Below are 14,121 nucleotides of genomic sequence, written 5' to 3' on the forward strand. Positions count from 1 at the left end.
GCACCGGCTGGCGCCTCAACTCAGTGCGGGATGCCCTGAGTGACTTCGATGACGTAACCGATGACCGGCTTGGCGAGAAAGGCGAACAGACACAGGCCTAAACCGAGAAACAGGATGGCAGTGCCGAGGCGACCGGCCTTCGACTTCTTGGCCAGGTCCCAGATGATGAACGCCATGAAGGCCATCAGTCCGCCGACGAGCACGATCATCATCCACTTTTCGAAAACTTCGGGCTCCACAGGGATCTCCTGACTGACTTCGACGAATGCGCCCGTGGCAGGCCGGGCGCGAAAGCGGCGCAGTATACGCCGCCAGCGAGTGGCGCGTGTGCCACCACTGGTTGGACGGTCGAGCTCGGAAAGCGTTCGGATCGCGCGAGGCGGGCGCCGGTGCGGCGAAATGTCTCACCGGTATTCAGTAGGCCGCCTTGATCACATCGATGCCCTTGTTCAGCACCGTGCGCCAGGCCTGCAGGTCCTGCTGTTGCAGCTCCCCGTCGTGCTGGCCGATGGTTTTCAGCAGCGCCGCGATCCACAGGTCATAGAGTTCCGGGTGGATATTCAGCTGCTCGCGTGAATGGCTTTTGCCCAGCGCGCGGAGTTTGGTATCCGGCATGCCGCGGGCGAACAGCACCAGATTGAGAATGCCGGCGCGCAGCAGCTGTTTCTGCGCGGTCATGTCGGTGCGCACGAACTTCTCCCGGATCGCAGGCGAGCTGGCGAGGAAGGACGCATAGAAGTCATCGAAGAAGTCGGGACTGGCGCAGCAGCGGCCGTAGCTCTGCATGACGCGGTTGGTGTCTTTCATGGGCATTCCCTTGCACGAGGGCATTTTGCAGCGAGGCCCGCCGGTGAGCAGGCGATGGACGATCCGCCCCCCGGCCGGGATCATCCGTATGCGAGGCGGTGCAGAAGGGGGCGGATTATAGGCAGCAACCCTGCGAAGTGTGGGGCGAAAGCTGTGAGCCATGTCTCAGCTGCGCAAATGCTCCAGCGGCAGCTCCGTACTCGATGACACCTGGCGCAATACGAAGCTGGAACGCACGCTGGAGACGCCTTCGATGCGCGTCAGGGTGCCGAGCAGAAACTGCTGGTAATGCTCCATGTCGGGCACCACGACCTTGAGTTGGTAGTCGGCGTCCATCCCCGTGACCAGACTGCATTCGAGCACCTCCGGGCATTTGCCGATCACGCCTTCGAAGTGCTCGAAGCGCTCCGGTGTGTGCCGGTCCATGCCGATAAGCACGTAGGCGGTAAGGGTCAGGCCGAGCTTCTTGCGGTCGAGCAGGGCGACCTGGCGGGCAATGTAGCCATCGTCTTCCAGCTGTTTGACCCGGCGGGAGCAGGGCGAGGGTGACAGGCCGATGCGTTCGGCCAGTTCCTGGTTGGAGATGCGGGCGTCGTGCTGCAATTCGGCGAGGATGCGCAGGTCGTAGCGATCGATTTTGCTCATGGCTGGCTTCTTTTGAAAAGTTGTTGCGCAGGATGATGGGTTGCTGGAGCTATGTTGCGCAAGTAGCAACCAATTAAGCAATCTTCGCAATCCTGTGCCGCGTTTCGAGGCGTAAGCTTTATTCCAACTTCAGCCCCCGGCAGAAACGGTCACGGCACAGGATCCCCGCCATGACCACCGAAGGTCTTACCAAGACCGACGGTCCGGGCCCCCGGTGCTCACGAGGCACCGTGCGAAGAAGCCGTTATCATCGGCCCGACGAATCGAAGAGACCACGCCCAGGCGTGGTCTTTTTCGTTGTGGGCGTGGCGGTGGTTTGGATGTCAAGCCAAATCCGGTCGTCGAGCTGGCTGATGGCTTCGTTCGCCACTGCTGGGCGAGTCAGTTTCTTTTGTCTGCGGAAACGCCGTCCGGGCCAAGAGACAGTGACCAAAGAGAAGGCCACCTTAACATCCATGTCCCATCGCACCTCGCTCGGCAGTCCCTTGCGTAGCGCCTACGCTCGGCCTCCTGAGAGGGGGATCGGGTCCGAGTTGTTTGAAAGTTCGTAAAAACAAACACGCTTTGCTTGTTTGCTGACGAAACGAGCTACCAGACGCCGCCGAACGCCCCCTTCAGGAGGCCGAATGGAATCTCGGCGCAGAGGGGAGAGCGGCATGGATGCCGCGATAGCCGTGAAGGGCCATGGATGGCCCTTGCGCGGCGACCCTCGGAGCCGCGGTGAAATGAGGGAAGTCGAGCGCAGCGAGACCCGTATGCAGGGGCAAAGCGTTTTTGGTTACTTTTTCGGCGTTTGGAAAAAGTGACTCGCCCAGCAGGGCGAAACCAAGCCATCAGACAACGCCAAAATCGGCTCGGAAAATGGCATCCAATCACCGCCTCGGCGGCGCTACCTCAAGCGGATCGGCATGCACCAGCACCTCCGCATTCGGATAGCGATCGTGAATCGCGTTCTCCACCGCCACGCACAGATCATGCGCCTGTGACAGCGGCAGTTCACCTGGCAGCTCCAGGTGCAGCTGCACGAACCAGCGCGTCCCGGACACCCGTGTGCGGAAGTCATGGCAGCCATGCACGCCGGGCACTTCGCAGACCAGCTTCTGCATCTGCTCGCTGATCTCCGCGGATAGCTCGGTATCCATCAGCACCGCGCCGGCCTCACGGACGATGGTGATCGCGCTCCAGAAGATGTACAGCGCGATACCGATGCCGAACAGCGCGTCCACTCGCTCCCAGCCGAAGCTGGCCAGCACCAGCGCGAGCAGAATGCTGGTATTGAGCAAGAGGTCGGAGCGGTAATGCAGCGAGTCGGCGCGGATCGCGGTGGAGCCGGTGAGCTTGACCACGTGGTGCTGGTAGCTCAGCAGGATGGCGGTCATCAGCAGCGAGAAGACCATCACCGCGATGCCCATGCCCTGCGCGCCCAGCGGTTGCGGGTGCAGCAGGCGGTCGATGCCCTGCACGCCGACGAGGATCGCGCTGACGCAGATGAACGCCGCTTGCCCGAGCCCTGCCAGCGCCTCGGCCTTGCCGTGGCCGTAGCGATGATCGTCGTCGGCCGGACGCAGCGAGTAGTGCACCGCCAGCAGGTTGAGCAGCGACGCGGCGCCGTCGAGCAGCGAGTCGGTGAGGCCGGCGAGCAGGCTCACCGAGCCGCTCAGCCACCAGGCCACCGCCTTGCTCAGCGCCAGCACGATGGCCGTCGCTAATGCCGCAGCGGTGGCCCGGCGCATGAGCTGGGCGTGGTCGCGATTGATGCTCATCGCTGGTCGTTATCTGCGCGGGTCATCAGGCTGCGGGGCGCAGACCGAAGGCTGCCAGCTGCTCGACGCTGCCGTTGTGCTGGATCAGACGCGGATCGTCCAGCGGCAGGCTGCGGCCGATTTCCTTCTCGATGATGGCTTTCAGGCGGGTCTGATCGATCTGGCCGTCGGCGCCAATGGCTTCCTGCAGTTTTTCCGGGGCCATGGAGTACTCGTTATCGGGCAGGTAGATCGCGCCGGTGGCGAAGTCGATGCCGAAGGCGATCAGACCGGGAATGACGTAGAACAGCAGACCGACCGCATTGAGCGCGGCGATGGCCGGGTCGATGCGGCCTTCGATCTGCCCGCGGCGATCGGGATAGAACAGCGTGCCGCAGGCGGTCAGCTGGGTGAACAGGGAAGCGGCCAACACGCCGCCGATGATTCGGTTACGAGTACGCATAAGGACCTCCTGGAAAAGTGGCGCAACTATACAAGGGCTCGATGATGTTTTCTCGACATCAGACCGCCCGGGCCGCGCCGCTGTTCGCAAAAACTCGCCGGTCCGCTATCGATGCGGTCGCCTCGATATAATCGGCCGCCGCAATCGGAGCCGACATGATCAGCCTACCCATCGACGAAGCCCTGCCGGCGTTGCGCCAGGCTCTGCAGCAGCGCGACGAAGCCGTGCTCGAGGCGCCGCCCGGTGCCGGCAAGACCACCCGCGTGCCGCTGGCGCTGCTCGGCGAAGCCTGGCTGGCGGGGCAGACCATCATCATGCTGGAGCCGCGCCGGTTGGCTGCCCGTGCAGCGGCGGAGCGGCTGGCCAGCGAACTGGGCGAGCGGGTCGGCGAAACCGTCGGCTACCGCATTCGCCTGGACAGCAAGGTCGGGCCGCGCACCCGCATCGAGGTGGTCACCGAGGGCATTCTCGCGCGGCGGTTGCAGGACGATCCGGCGCTGGAAGGCGTCGGCCTGGTGATCTTCGACGAATTCCACGTTTTGCCATTTGCACCGAAATAGTGGCATTTCTTGTCAAAATCATCCTGCCCTTCCTCCCTGGGCTCTCTCCCGCCTCTGGACGCTTACGGCGGCCAGCGTGGCCAATGACACCCAGGCCGGCAAACTTCTGTATGGCGAGGAAACCGTAGTGTGTACAGATGCCACCTACATCGGGGTCTAGAAGCGCAACGAACATGCGAGGTGCCAGGTGATCTTGAATATCTCAGCCCGGCGCAATACCTACCAGCGACACGACAAGCACAGTGTCCTCTACAAACAGTCCAGTCCGGCTGCTACACGAGGTTGATCAGGGTGATCAGAAGCTTCCCGTCCGACGTGAGCTTCTCAACTTGCTCAGTAAGTGACCAGGGCTCTGGGCTCTGGGCTTCTTGAACCGCGAATATTCCTTTGGCCTGGGTTCGCGCGTAGATCGGGCGAGCCAAAGTCTTATCTATCAGATTTGATTATTGCCTGCCTTGTTTGAGTCTGAGCGAAAAGCGTCCTCGTCTAAAGTCTTTAGAATGGTTAGCTGGAGTTGAGGTGGAAGATTGAGGTATTCAAGTATTGCGGGATTCAGTTTTTCATGAATTTCTATCTCCGCTTGACCAAAGAATTCATTGATATAGAAATATAGATCTTTAATAACTTGGCGGCGGCAAAAACTGAGTGCAACACCTGACCTTTCCGGTACGGTGCTGCCCCTATGTCTTATACCGAACTCAGCGTTGAAGAGCGCGCCACCATTCAAATCGGTCGTACCCAAGGCTTCAGCCTGCGCAGGATTGCCTGCTTGATCAACCGATCCCCTTCGACCATCAGCCGTGAGCTGCGCCGTAACCGAGGTGCTTGCGGTGGCTACTCGGCCCGCCTGGCCCAGCAGCAAATGCAGGCCCGCCGCCAGGTTTGTCGACCGATGCGAAAACTGTTGCCGGGTAGCGAGCGCTTCGAACTGGTGACCCATATGCTGCGTGAGCGTTTGTCTCCCGAGCAGATTGCCGGCAAGCTGCGCAGCATGAACATACCCAACCTGCGAGATGCCTACGTCTGTCGCGAGACGATCTACAACGCGATCTATGCCCTGCCAGTGGGTGAGCTGCGTAAGGAGCTGATCATCTGTCTGCGCCAAGGCAAGACGACGCGCCGGCCGCGCTCTGGTGGCGTGGATCGGCGCGGCCAGATCCCCGAGATGGTCAGTATTCATGTGCGCCCGCCGGAGATTGAAGACAGGCTGATGCCGGGGCATTGGGAAGGCGACCTCATCAAGGGTAAGGCCAACGCCTCGTCCGTCGGTACGCTGGTGGAACGCACCAGTGGCTACCTGATGTTGGTGAAGATGAACGACGCGACGGCGACTTCGGCGCTGGAAGGCTTCAGCGCCGCGCTCAATAGCATGCCGCTGGAGATGCGCAAGAGCATGACTTACGACCAGGGCCGGGAGATGGCGCGACACGCCGAGATCACCCAAAGAACCGGCGTGGCGATCTACTTCTGCGACCCGCACAGCCCCTGGCAGCGCGGCAGCAACGAAAACATCAACGGCCTGATTCGCCAGTACTTGCCCAAGGGCACAGACCTGTCGGTACATAGCCAGGAGGAGCTGGACGCCATTGCGCTGCAACTGAACATGCGACCGCGCAAGCGCTTCGACTTCAAATGCCCCATCGAGGTGATGGGAGAGGTCATGCAAAATGCCATGGCAATGCGGCATGATGCTCCGGTTTCAATTCAATAACCGTGTTGCACTCAGCTCCTGCAACCGCCCTTCGTATGGTTTTGCGTGATGGGTCCGTAGAATTGATTTTGATTTAAGGCTATTGTTAAAGGTTGTCGAGGTGGCTGTTTTTATTGATTCTTCGTCAAAGGCTACGCTCTGGCAAAGTTTTCTGTGTATTTTAAGAAGCTTGGAGAGGTGCTTTTCAAGTTTTGATAAGGGGTTGCAAAGTTCGTCAGTGGTGCTGGTGGCGTTTTGCAGTGTTATTGAGTTGATTAGCGAGATGGCTTCAAAAACAAGCTTGGTCGAATCTGTCACCTGCGGGTTCTTAGAGAATGTCCAAAATGGGGTTGGCATGGGGATTTCAATTGATACGTTTTGCTGTTTATTTTGAGCTAAACAAATTATAAATGGATCTAGGCTGTTATTTATCCATCTCCCGGGTTTCTTCAATTCCAAGGTAATGGCATAACTTGCTGCAATAACTGCAATTTCACCTAGCTGTTGCTTCTTGCTGCAGTTCAGTATGTCCTTAAGATTCAGCAGCGCACTCGTATTGTCGCCCTCAATTATCTGAAGGCGTGCCTTTAGATAATGGTGTACTGGCTTGAAAATCTCGAAATCTTCGTCTTGCTCAAGAAGGGCGATAGCTTCTCTGACTGGGGTGGTATCCGAGGCCGCTCTGTCGATAATCTCTAGTGCATATGCTAGAGGTGCGCACTCTTCAATAGTCCTGGTGGCTACAAATCTCTCATAACAATTAAAGATTTCCATAATCGATGTGTCGAGATCTGGCTCGGGGAAACAGTTTGAACTTCCTATCATGTCATGATGCAAGATTATGTGAGACTGATGGAAATTGTCTTGAGTTTTTTTCTGGGCTTGGTTGGTGAACTCGTTAATGTAATACTTAAGGATTCCAAGGAGGCTGGCAGAGTGAATGTCTGGTGTGCCGTTGGATAAATGGCCAATGAATCTTTGAATTGCGGTCCCGGCTATATAGGCGGCGCGAACATTTTTGACTTTATCAGGTAGTTCTTCTTTGCAATCGCGACTGCTGAAATTTTGGTTCAGTTTACCAATTTTATCTTCTATTGTTTTTAACTTGATGTCAGATTTTGTTGTGATCTTATTTAGCGAACTCCTGAAGTCCGCAGTGTTTGCCTCGGTTATTTTGTCAAGCTGTTGTCTCACTGCGTTGCGGGTGTTTTTTTTGCGCAGTCATATTCCGTCATATGAATATCGGGAAGTAGGTCGAAGAGGTAATATAGAGGTGTTGATTCTGGAAGGCGCGCACGGATATGGCATAAAAATAGTGCCAGTTGGGGGAATGCAATTATTGATAAAAATGCTCCCAAACCAGTTCGGTATGACGTTCTGGTGAAAACAGCCCTTGAGCGAATAAATGACAGGAGAGTCTCTGCAGTGTCCAGGAACTCAGAAAGCTCGTCGGCAATATTTTGATCGTCGCCAGACAAGAGCATTAGCAACTCGCCGATTCGACCTTGGTTGGCACTTCGCCACGGTTTGGTTGCATTGGGACCAAAACGAGACTGTCTTCCATGCCACGAGCGCTGGAACGTCAATTTTTGCTCGTTCGCTTCTATCAGGCCGAATCCACTTGCTAGTGCGTCTATGGTTTCTGCGTAGGTTGGAATCCTTGCCCAGCCGAGGCCTGTTGCGTCCTTCATCGATTCTCGCCCTTTCCGGTACCTAGAAAATGCAGAGTCACCATAGCCTGCTTCCCATCGCATCGCGATAGCCCCTGACAGGGTTCGGAATTTCAGAAGGAAAAATCACATGTTCAACTACTACCACCCGCTGACCATTCGAGACGTCGTCAACGCGCTAGAGGCGCTACGCCACGTACAGCGTCCCTACGGCGACAACGAAGGGGATGCGATTAATCATCCTGACGTATACGCCGATCTGCCTACTCACACTCAACAGGCTGTTGATCTCGCCTGGCGTTACGTGCGCGAGTACTGCTGCCACATTGATGGTGCGATCAACTCGCGCTCGGTGACCTTGCTAAAGAAGCATGGCTATCAGATCCATCTCGGCCCTAATCAGTATGACCCGATGCTAATTGCTGGCGTGATCACGGTTGGCGACTGGAACCTCGATCTGAGCGACGAGACCGCGGACTAAGAAAACGTCGTATAGCCGAATGGCACTGAATTAAACCCAAGCCATTGATTTTTATGGGAAAGTAGAGGGCTGGCCGCCCCGGATAGTAGGCTGGAGGTTGCGAAATCCACAGCAACCACCCGAGGAGCCAGCCCACATGCATCCTAGCCACCGCCCAACAACGGGGCAACAACAGCGTGTACGCCACTATGCAAGCAACGCGGACAGCTATTTCCTGTTCAATCTGCTGACCAGCCCAAAGCTGTTCGACCGTGTTGGGGCGTTGCTACCGGAGCACCGCGAGCGGTTGTTTCCGCCGGCGGAAACCTTGTCGATGTTTCTCGCCCAGGTGTTGTCGGCTGACGGCAGCTGCCAAGCGGCGGTCAACGACGCCATGGTCAAGCGGGTGATCGGTGGGCTCAAGCCGGGCAGTACGGATTCCGGTGGGTACTGCAAGGCGCGCTCGCGTCTGCCGCAGTCAATGATCTCGGCGCTGGCACGCCAAACCGGGGGGATCATCGCCGAAGGTGCTGCCTCCTGGTGGCATTGGCGGGGTCGGCGGGTGCGCCTGGTCGACGGGGTCACGGTTACCTTGGCGGACACCGAAGAGAATCAGGCCGCCTATCCGCAGCTCGTAATCTTCGATGAGTTCCATTAATTACTAAATGCACTAAAATTCATAATTCTTGTCAAAAACGAGAGCTTCATCACGTTGTTTATATGGGCAGGTGAGCGCCGCTAGCCCTCACAAGCTCACCACGGTCAACGTAAAGCAACTGCACGAGAGCCAGTGGCGTGATGATTCGCTTGGTGGTCGTGAAAGGGTACGTATCCCGGTTACTAATGAACGAGGCAATAGCAGCCTACATACGGCTCGTGCGGCCCGAGCTGGGAGCCGATTTAAAGGGAGTTTTAGAGGCTATTAGTGTTGACGTGCGAAGTATGGAGCGGGAATGAAAGGCATCCTCCAGCGGAGTGCTGAATCGTCCCGGCTTTTGTGGAGGCCGTTTCGTTTAAGTCAGGCCGCAATGGCCACACCAGCTTGTTGCCGGTAGAAGTTTGCCTCAGCCTCCGCAGGCGGGATATACCCGATTGAACTCAGCAGGCGCTCATTGTTGTACCAGTGTTGTACCAGTGTTGTACCAGTGTTGTACCAGTGCACCCACCTGGTCTGGCTCAGCTAGTTCCGTGATCAGAAAACATCGGATCATTTAACAGCCAGCTGACTAACACCGGATGTAGAGGTCCATGCTTGTCGGCCAATAGGGAAAGTTCCTGCTTGGATCGCTCTTCCGCTCGCCCAGCCAACGAGATGGTCTCCGCTGTCGGGTAATGCCGTAGTAGATTTTTTGCTTGGTACCGTACGCTTTCAGGAAGGCTCGTGTCCCTGGCCAGTTCCTGTAGGAAGTCCCGTGTTTGCACAACGCTACGGGTGCGCTCATGGGCCATCGTCATGGCATTGCTCCTGAAATGTCCGCAGGGGGAGACGGCTTCCCGTCAACATGTCCCACGGCCCGTGGGGGCATTTTACTGTATGAAGCTTGATCTGCCAAAAAGGGTGGAGCCTCAATCATCAGTCTCCTGTGATCCGCTCCGCACCGCTATTGCCCGCAAAACAGCATTCGAAGGTGGCAGAGTAACGGTGCGGCCAGGCCTGGGGGCATATCACTCATCGTGGTGCAGCCATGGTCGACGAAGCTTCAAGTGCGCTGGTTAGCAACCTATGTGAGCAGAGCGGCCGAGAAACTGCGTGGCCAGGGCTCGTTGTGCAGCACCATGGGCTGCAATCTCGGTCCCAACCAGGCTGCGCGGCATCTGGCCGGTAATGTCACGCCACACATGCTGTCCTATACGAATCGCCGCCACCTTTCACTGGAGAAGCTGGACAAGGCTAACCGCGAGCTGGTGGAACTCTATTTGCAGCTTGATCTGCCTAAGCTCTGGGGCGATGGCAAGGCGGTGGCAGCGGACGGCACGCAGTTCGACTTCTATGATGACAACCTGCTGGCCGGCTATCATTTCCGCTACCGCAAGATGGGTGCCGTGGCCTATCGGCACGTGGCCAACAACTACATCGCTGTGTTCCAGCACTTCATCCCACCAGGCATCTGGGAGGCGATTTACGTAATTGAGGGGCTGCTTAAGGCTGATCTCAGTGTCGAGGCAGACACTGTGTATTCAGATACTCAGGGGCAATCGGCGACAGTCTTTGCCTTCACCCATCTGCTGGGCATCAACTTGATGCCACGTATCCGCAACTGGCGTGACCTGGTGATGTGCCGGCCGGATCGCGGCGCGTCGTACAAGCATATCAACCGCCTGTTCACCGACACTGCCGACTGGCACTTGATCGAAACTCACTGGCAAGATCTGATGCAGGTCGCGCTGTCCATCCAGGCCGGCAAAATCTCCTCGCCTATGCTGCTGCGAAAACTCGGCTCCTATAGTCGGCGCAACAAGCTCTACCATGCGGCCCAGGCACTGGGCAGCGTGATCCGCACGATCTTCCTGCTCAACTGGATCGGCAGCCGCGAGCTGCGCCAGGAAGTTACCGCCAACACCAACAAAATCGAGTCCTACAATGGTTTCTCGAAGTGGCTTTCGTTCGGTGGCGACGTGATTGCCGAGAACGATCCGGACGAACAGCAAAAACGTCTGCGCTACAACGACATGGTGGCCTCATCGGTGATCCTGCAGAACACTGTAGATATGATGCGCATCCTGCAGAAATTGGCCCGAGAGGGTTGGCAGTTCACCGACGAGGATGTGTCCTTCCTCAGCCCCTACCTGACCAGCAACGTCAAACGCTTCGGCGAATTCAACCTAAAGCTCAACCGGCCACCGGAGCCCTGGATTAAGGACTCGGTGTTCCAACAAGCTGCCGGCTCGCTGCGGGTGATCACACCTCGCCAGCTAGATACCGAGAAAACGACATGATCAATGTTCCTCCCGCAGCCTTTCGCGTTACACCGTACGGCGAAGTCGATGCGGTGGCGTTGGAAAACCTACGCGACGGCTTCGACGCCTCTCAACTGCTCCGGCTGGTTGATCGATTGGACGCCTGCTTGCTGCAACTGGGCGGAACCACCGCCATTCGCGACGAGCTGCTGAGATTGCATGCGATGGCTCTGACGATAATTGAGGGCATCGCCCTTACGGTGCCTGCCGAGAGTGCTTGTATCTGGGCAGAAGCCGAATCTCTGCAGACGGATCTTGAGGCGCTGGTTTCCTGGGCTCGCACTGCTCAGCTCATCATTGCGCCGCTGATCAATCTTGCTCCACAGCACGAGGCATGAGCGCTCTCGCCGATTTCGACCAGGCTCAGCGGTTTTTGATCATGGCTGGAATCGCCCTTAAGTAGATCAACTCACCAATCAATTCTACGAGTGTCTGAGTGATCACAGCCGCCGCAGCCAGCCCGCGAATGGACTCCGGGAGCGCTAGGGCCAGGGGAAGCACTACAAGCGAGTTGCGAGTGCCTGAGCTAAAGGCCACTGCCCGTGCGGCAGAAGCCTCCAAGCCAAATAGCCGGGAGCTGAGTACGCCGAGGGCCGGAGCGAGTAGTAGAAACGCTCCGTATACCGGAAGCAACGGCGCCAGGATGTCGAGTTGGTACACGACAGCCGCGATCTGCGAACCCACCACCACGATTAGAACCAGGGCCATTGCAGGCACTGGCAGCCAGGCCCAACCTGCGCTCCATGCGCGAAGCAGCAGAGATCGGCGTCCGCCAAATTCGGTGAGCACAGCCGCTACCAAGGGTAGGACGATCAGTAACAGGAAGGCTTCTGCGAAGGGCCACAGCTCGATCACTGTGCCGGCTTCGGGGCCAAGGATTAGCCGCAAGTAGAGGGGCAGCAGCAGAAGCTGGAGCAACAGCAGCAATGGCGTCGCCGCGAGCACCAGACGAGAGTCCCCTTTGCCCAGGTGGGTGAAGACCACCACGTAATCGATACAAGGCGTCAGCAGGACAAGCAGCGCGCCGACCAACAAGGCCTTGTTCGATGAGAGCGGCCACGTCACCAGCCACACCATCAATGGCACCAATAGGAAGTTGGCCAGCAACAAGGCACCGACGAAGCGGCGGTTGGCAAAAGCTTCTCGCAGCTCCAAAAAAGGAATCTGCAGAAACATGGCATACATCAGCACGGCAATCGCCGGTGTGATGGCCATGGCCGTCAGTCCGGTGAATTGCGCAGAGCTCAGGCCTGCAATGGCAGCGGCCACCACCGCCGCGAAATAAAATGCTATCTGGTGTTCTTCCAGCCAGTCCCGCGACATCTGATATCTTCCCTTGTTGCGCAAGGGCGACATTCTCCCACTGGCATCGGATTTAACCCAGCGTTGAGGCTGGTTGCTTTTCGCTTTGCCGTTGGGCGAAGTCCGCAACGGTCCTAACAAGTCCTGCCGATAAGAGGATGCATGATGTTTCGAAATAACTGGATGGCGGGTCTGAGGCAAGTGCTCGCCATCGCCAGGAGTTAACCGCAATGAATCCTCAACCTTCAGGCATGCCCTGGAACCTGCTGCTGCTAACCTGGCTGGTCGCACTGGTATCGACCCTGTCCGCGCTGTTCATTGGTGAGGTGATGGGCCAGGCACCCTGCGTGTTGTGCTGGTTCCAGCGTGCCTTCATGTTTCCGCTGGCGGTGATCCTGGCCATCGCCTGCTACCGCTCGGATTTCACCGTCTGGCACTATGCCCTGCCGCTGACCGCTATCGGTGCGGCACTGGCATTTGTTCACACGCTGCTCTATGCAGGGCTGATTCCACAGCCGATCCAGCCCTGCACGGCCACTGGTCCATCCTGCTCAGGCGCCGGAATGACCCTCTTCGGCGTGGTGCCCCTGCCGGCACTCGCCTTGTTCGCTTTTATCCTTATCGCCATCCTGCTCATAATCATCCGTCGGAGAACCACCCCATGAATCGCCGTTCCGTGGTCCTGATCGTCAGTGTCGTGATCCTGGCCGTCTTTGCTGCCGCCGCATTCTTCTATTCCCCCTCGCAATCGCCTCAACAGGCCCAGGCTCCCGGTTCGACAACCCAAGAGACCGCGACACAACCCAAACAGAACGGCGGCCAGTTGGTTCGCTTCCACTCACCAGTGTTCGGCCCGGCGCAAGCGCCAGTGACCATCGTCGAATTCTTTGACCCTTCCTGCGAGGCATGCCGCGCCTTCCACCCCTATGTGAAGCAGATCCTCGCCGAGAACCCGGAAGACGTGCGTTTGGTGCTGCGCTATGTACTGTTCCATCAAGGCTCCGAAGAGGTGGCGCGAATGCTGGAGGCGGCGCGTAAGCAAAATCTCCATGAACAAGTGTTGGGGGCTGTGCTGGAAGCCCAACCCGGTTGGCACGACGACCCCAAGGTAACGCAGGCATGGGCTGCTGCAGAGCGCGTCGGTTTGAACTTGGAACAGGCCCGCCAGGACATGCATACGCCTGGCGTCAACGCCGTGCTGGAAACGGACATGCAGGACGTTAAAGCCGTTGGGGTTCGTGGCACGCCGACTTTTTTTGTCAATGGTCGTGCGCTCAGCGAGTTTGGCCCGGAGCCGCTGCGCCAGTTGGTGAACAGCGAAGTGGCCAAGGCACGAGAATGACACTATGAGCGCGCTGGAAAACCGCGTGCCACCGCTGCTCGTGGCCGGCCTGATCGCTGTGCTGATGGGTTTGTCGGGAACCAAATTGCCGGGTTTCGAACTGGCATGGACCGCGCGCCTGACCTTCGCTTTGCCAATACTGCTCCTGGGGCTCGGCGTGTGCCTCGCCGGCGTCCTGTCGTTTCGCCGCGCGCGTACTACGGTTAATCCATTGCAGCCGCAGCAGGCTTCTGCATTAGTGGAGGCTGGCATCTACCGGTACAGCCGCAACCCCATGTACTTAGGCTTTGCCATTATCCTGGCGGCTTGGGCGCTGGTCTTGGCCTCGCCTCTAACCCTGCTTGGCGTAGTTGCTTTCGTGCTGTACATGAACCGTTTCCAGATCCCAGCCGAAGAGTGGGCGCTGGAAACATTGTTCGGCGAATCATTTGCCCGCTACCGTGCACGAGTCCGCCGCTGGCTCTGAGCGTCCGCGGCGGTAG

The 14,121-nt window shown here is 57.8% G+C and carries 16 protein-coding genes and 3 pseudogenes; 10 read left to right on the forward strand and 9 right to left on the reverse strand.

The genetic code is table 11. The features are described 5' to 3' along the window. Nucleotides 1-20: 20 nt before the first annotated feature. The 5 genes from P5704_016750 to P5704_016770 form a co-directional block, all read right to left on the reverse strand. Nucleotides 21-239, reverse strand: a complete 219-nt coding sequence (locus P5704_016750) for a DUF2788 domain-containing protein (protein WOF77687.1) — start codon at nt 237-239, stop codon at nt 21-23. Nucleotides 240-414: 175 nt separating this feature from the next. Then, on the reverse strand, nt 415-807 hold the full coding sequence (locus tag P5704_016755) for a globin (protein WOF77688.1): 393 nt from the start codon (nt 805-807) through the stop codon (nt 415-417). Between the two features lie 165 nt (nt 808-972). Next, nucleotides 973-1,452 carry an Lrp/AsnC family transcriptional regulator gene (locus P5704_016760; protein WOF77689.1) on the reverse strand — a complete coding sequence of 160 codons (480 nt, stop codon included), beginning with the start codon at nt 1,450-1,452 and terminating at the stop codon, nt 973-975. An 872-nt stretch (nt 1,453-2,324) separates the two neighbouring features. Continuing rightward, nucleotides 2,325-3,215 carry a cation diffusion facilitator family transporter gene (locus tag P5704_016765; GenBank protein WOF77690.1) on the reverse strand — a complete coding sequence of 297 codons (891 nt, stop codon included), beginning with the start codon at nt 3,213-3,215 and terminating at the stop codon, nt 2,325-2,327. A gap of 25 nt (nt 3,216-3,240) precedes the next feature. Next, nucleotides 3,241-3,657, reverse strand: a complete 417-nt coding sequence (locus tag P5704_016770) for a polyribonucleotide nucleotidyltransferase (protein WOF77691.1) — start codon at nt 3,655-3,657, stop codon at nt 3,241-3,243. Between the two features lie 155 nt (nt 3,658-3,812). Between P5704_016770 and P5704_016775 the strand changes: the two are divergent. The 3 genes and pseudogenes from P5704_016775 to P5704_016785 all read left to right on the forward strand — a co-directional run bounded on the left by P5704_016775 (nt 3,813) and on the right by P5704_016785 (nt 5,928). Next, a pseudogene (locus P5704_016775) lies at nt 3,813-4,193 on the forward strand (ATP-dependent helicase). 85 nt (nt 4,194-4,278) lie between these two features. After that, nucleotides 4,279-4,473, forward strand: a pseudogene (locus P5704_016780) (IS5/IS1182 family transposase). Nucleotides 4,474-4,899: 426 nt separating this feature from the next. Beyond that, nucleotides 4,900-5,928, forward strand: coding sequence for an IS30-like element ISPsp7 family transposase (locus tag P5704_016785; protein ID WOF77692.1), 1,029 nt, complete (start codon nt 4,900-4,902; stop codon nt 5,926-5,928). Here P5704_016785 and P5704_016790 read toward each other — a convergent pair. Both P5704_016790 and P5704_016795 read right to left on the reverse strand, forming a co-directional pair. After that, nucleotides 5,917-7,101: a hypothetical protein gene (locus P5704_016790; GenBank protein ID WOF77693.1), complete on the reverse strand. Its 1,185-nt coding sequence runs from the start codon at nt 7,099-7,101 to the stop codon at nt 5,917-5,919. The genes P5704_016785 and P5704_016790 overlap by 12 nt on opposite strands. Continuing rightward, nucleotides 7,098-7,598, reverse strand: coding sequence for a hypothetical protein (locus tag P5704_016795; GenBank protein ID WOF77694.1), 501 nt, complete (start codon nt 7,596-7,598; stop codon nt 7,098-7,100). Before P5704_016795 ends, P5704_016790 begins: the two co-directional genes overlap by 4 nt. Before the next feature lie 109 nt (nt 7,599-7,707). On the opposite strand from P5704_016795, the gene P5704_016800 reads away from it, so the two are divergent. Beyond that, nucleotides 7,708-8,058 carry a hypothetical protein gene (locus P5704_016800; GenBank protein ID WOF77695.1) on the forward strand — a complete coding sequence of 117 codons (351 nt, stop codon included), beginning with the start codon at nt 7,708-7,710 and terminating at the stop codon, nt 8,056-8,058. Nucleotides 8,059-8,194: 136 nt separating this feature from the next. Next, complete coding sequence (locus tag P5704_016805; GenBank protein ID WOF77696.1) at nt 8,195-8,695, forward strand: hypothetical protein; 501 nt, start codon at nt 8,195-8,197, stop codon at nt 8,693-8,695. A gap of 518 nt (nt 8,696-9,213) precedes the next feature. Here the strand turns inward: P5704_016805 and P5704_016810 are convergent. After that, complete coding sequence (locus P5704_016810) at nt 9,214-9,492, reverse strand: BPSL0761 family protein (GenBank protein ID WOF77697.1); 279 nt, start codon at nt 9,490-9,492, stop codon at nt 9,214-9,216. Nucleotides 9,493-9,813: 321 nt separating this feature from the next. Between P5704_016810 and P5704_016815 the strand changes: the two are divergent. Next, nucleotides 9,814-10,974: pseudogene (locus P5704_016815) on the forward strand (transposase). Then, the gene (gene tnpC, locus P5704_016820; protein ID WOF77698.1) at nt 10,971-11,333 is read left to right on the forward strand and encodes a Tn3 family transposase post-transcriptional regulator TnpC; all 363 of its coding nucleotides are present in this window, start codon (nt 10,971-10,973) and stop codon (nt 11,331-11,333) included. The pseudogene P5704_016815 and the gene tnpC overlap by 4 nt, the downstream one beginning before the upstream one ends. Nucleotides 11,334-11,358: 25 nt before the next feature. On the opposite strand, the gene P5704_016825 is transcribed toward tnpC, so the two are convergent. Next, nucleotides 11,359-12,318: an arsenic resistance protein gene (locus P5704_016825; GenBank protein ID WOF81265.1), complete on the reverse strand. Its 960-nt coding sequence runs from the start codon at nt 12,316-12,318 to the stop codon at nt 11,359-11,361. Between the two features lie 209 nt (nt 12,319-12,527). Here P5704_016825 and P5704_016830 point away from each other — a divergent pair, with 209 nt between their 5' ends. The 3 genes from P5704_016830 to P5704_016840 are packed head-to-tail and all read left to right on the forward strand — an operon-like array spanning nt 12,528 to nt 14,105. Continuing rightward, a complete protein-coding gene (locus tag P5704_016830) occupies nt 12,528-12,962 on the forward strand; it encodes a disulfide bond formation protein B (protein WOF77699.1) in 435 nt (144 codons plus the stop codon). After that, nucleotides 12,959-13,639 carry a thioredoxin domain-containing protein gene (locus P5704_016835; GenBank protein ID WOF77700.1) on the forward strand — a complete coding sequence of 227 codons (681 nt, stop codon included), beginning with the start codon at nt 12,959-12,961 and terminating at the stop codon, nt 13,637-13,639. The genes P5704_016830 and P5704_016835 overlap by 4 nt, the downstream gene beginning before the upstream one ends. A gap of 4 nt (nt 13,640-13,643) precedes the next feature. Continuing rightward, entirely contained in the window at nt 13,644-14,105 is a 462-nt protein-coding gene (locus P5704_016840) for an isoprenylcysteine carboxylmethyltransferase family protein (protein WOF77701.1), read from the forward strand. The last annotated feature ends 16 nt before the right edge of the window (nt 14,106-14,121 follow it).

It is taken from the genome of Pseudomonas sp. FeN3W (assembly GCA_030263805.2).
GTDB classification, from domain to species: domain Bacteria; phylum Pseudomonadota; class Gammaproteobacteria; order Pseudomonadales; family Pseudomonadaceae; genus Stutzerimonas; species Stutzerimonas stutzeri_G.

What these genes read in the sequence shown, in the direction of transcription:
- P5704_016810 (WOF77697.1), bottom strand. Translation starts at nt 9,492, where the DNA reads ATGACGATGGCCCATGAGCGCACCCGTAGCGTTGTGCAAACACGGGAC.
- P5704_016830 (WOF77699.1), top strand. Translation starts at nt 12,528, where the DNA reads ATGAATCCTCAACCTTCAGGCATGCCCTGGAACCTGCTGCTGCTAACC.
- P5704_016785 (WOF77692.1), top strand. Translation starts at nt 4,900, where the DNA reads ATGTCTTATACCGAACTCAGCGTTGAAGAGCGCGCCACCATTCAAATC.
- P5704_016770 (WOF77691.1), bottom strand. Translation starts at nt 3,657, where the DNA reads ATGCGTACTCGTAACCGAATCATCGGCGGCGTGTTGGCCGCTTCCCTG.
- P5704_016800 (WOF77695.1), top strand. Translation starts at nt 7,708, where the DNA reads ATGTTCAACTACTACCACCCGCTGACCATTCGAGACGTCGTCAACGCG.
- P5704_016825 (WOF81265.1), bottom strand. Translation starts at nt 12,318, where the DNA reads ATGTCGCGGGACTGGCTGGAAGAACACCAGATAGCATTTTATTTCGCG.
- P5704_016840 (WOF77701.1), top strand. Translation starts at nt 13,644, where the DNA reads ATGAGCGCGCTGGAAAACCGCGTGCCACCGCTGCTCGTGGCCGGCCTG.
- P5704_016835 (WOF77700.1), top strand. Translation starts at nt 12,959, where the DNA reads ATGAATCGCCGTTCCGTGGTCCTGATCGTCAGTGTCGTGATCCTGGCC.
- P5704_016795 (WOF77694.1), bottom strand. Translation starts at nt 7,598, where the DNA reads ATGAAGGACGCAACAGGCCTCGGCTGGGCAAGGATTCCAACCTACGCA.
- P5704_016755 (WOF77688.1), bottom strand. Translation starts at nt 807, where the DNA reads ATGAAAGACACCAACCGCGTCATGCAGAGCTACGGCCGCTGCTGCGCC.
- tnpC (WOF77698.1), top strand. Translation starts at nt 10,971, where the DNA reads ATGATCAATGTTCCTCCCGCAGCCTTTCGCGTTACACCGTACGGCGAA.
- P5704_016760 (WOF77689.1), bottom strand. Translation starts at nt 1,452, where the DNA reads ATGAGCAAAATCGATCGCTACGACCTGCGCATCCTCGCCGAATTGCAG.
- P5704_016765 (WOF77690.1), bottom strand. Translation starts at nt 3,215, where the DNA reads ATGAGCATCAATCGCGACCACGCCCAGCTCATGCGCCGGGCCACCGCT.
- P5704_016805 (WOF77696.1), top strand. Translation starts at nt 8,195, where the DNA reads ATGCATCCTAGCCACCGCCCAACAACGGGGCAACAACAGCGTGTACGC.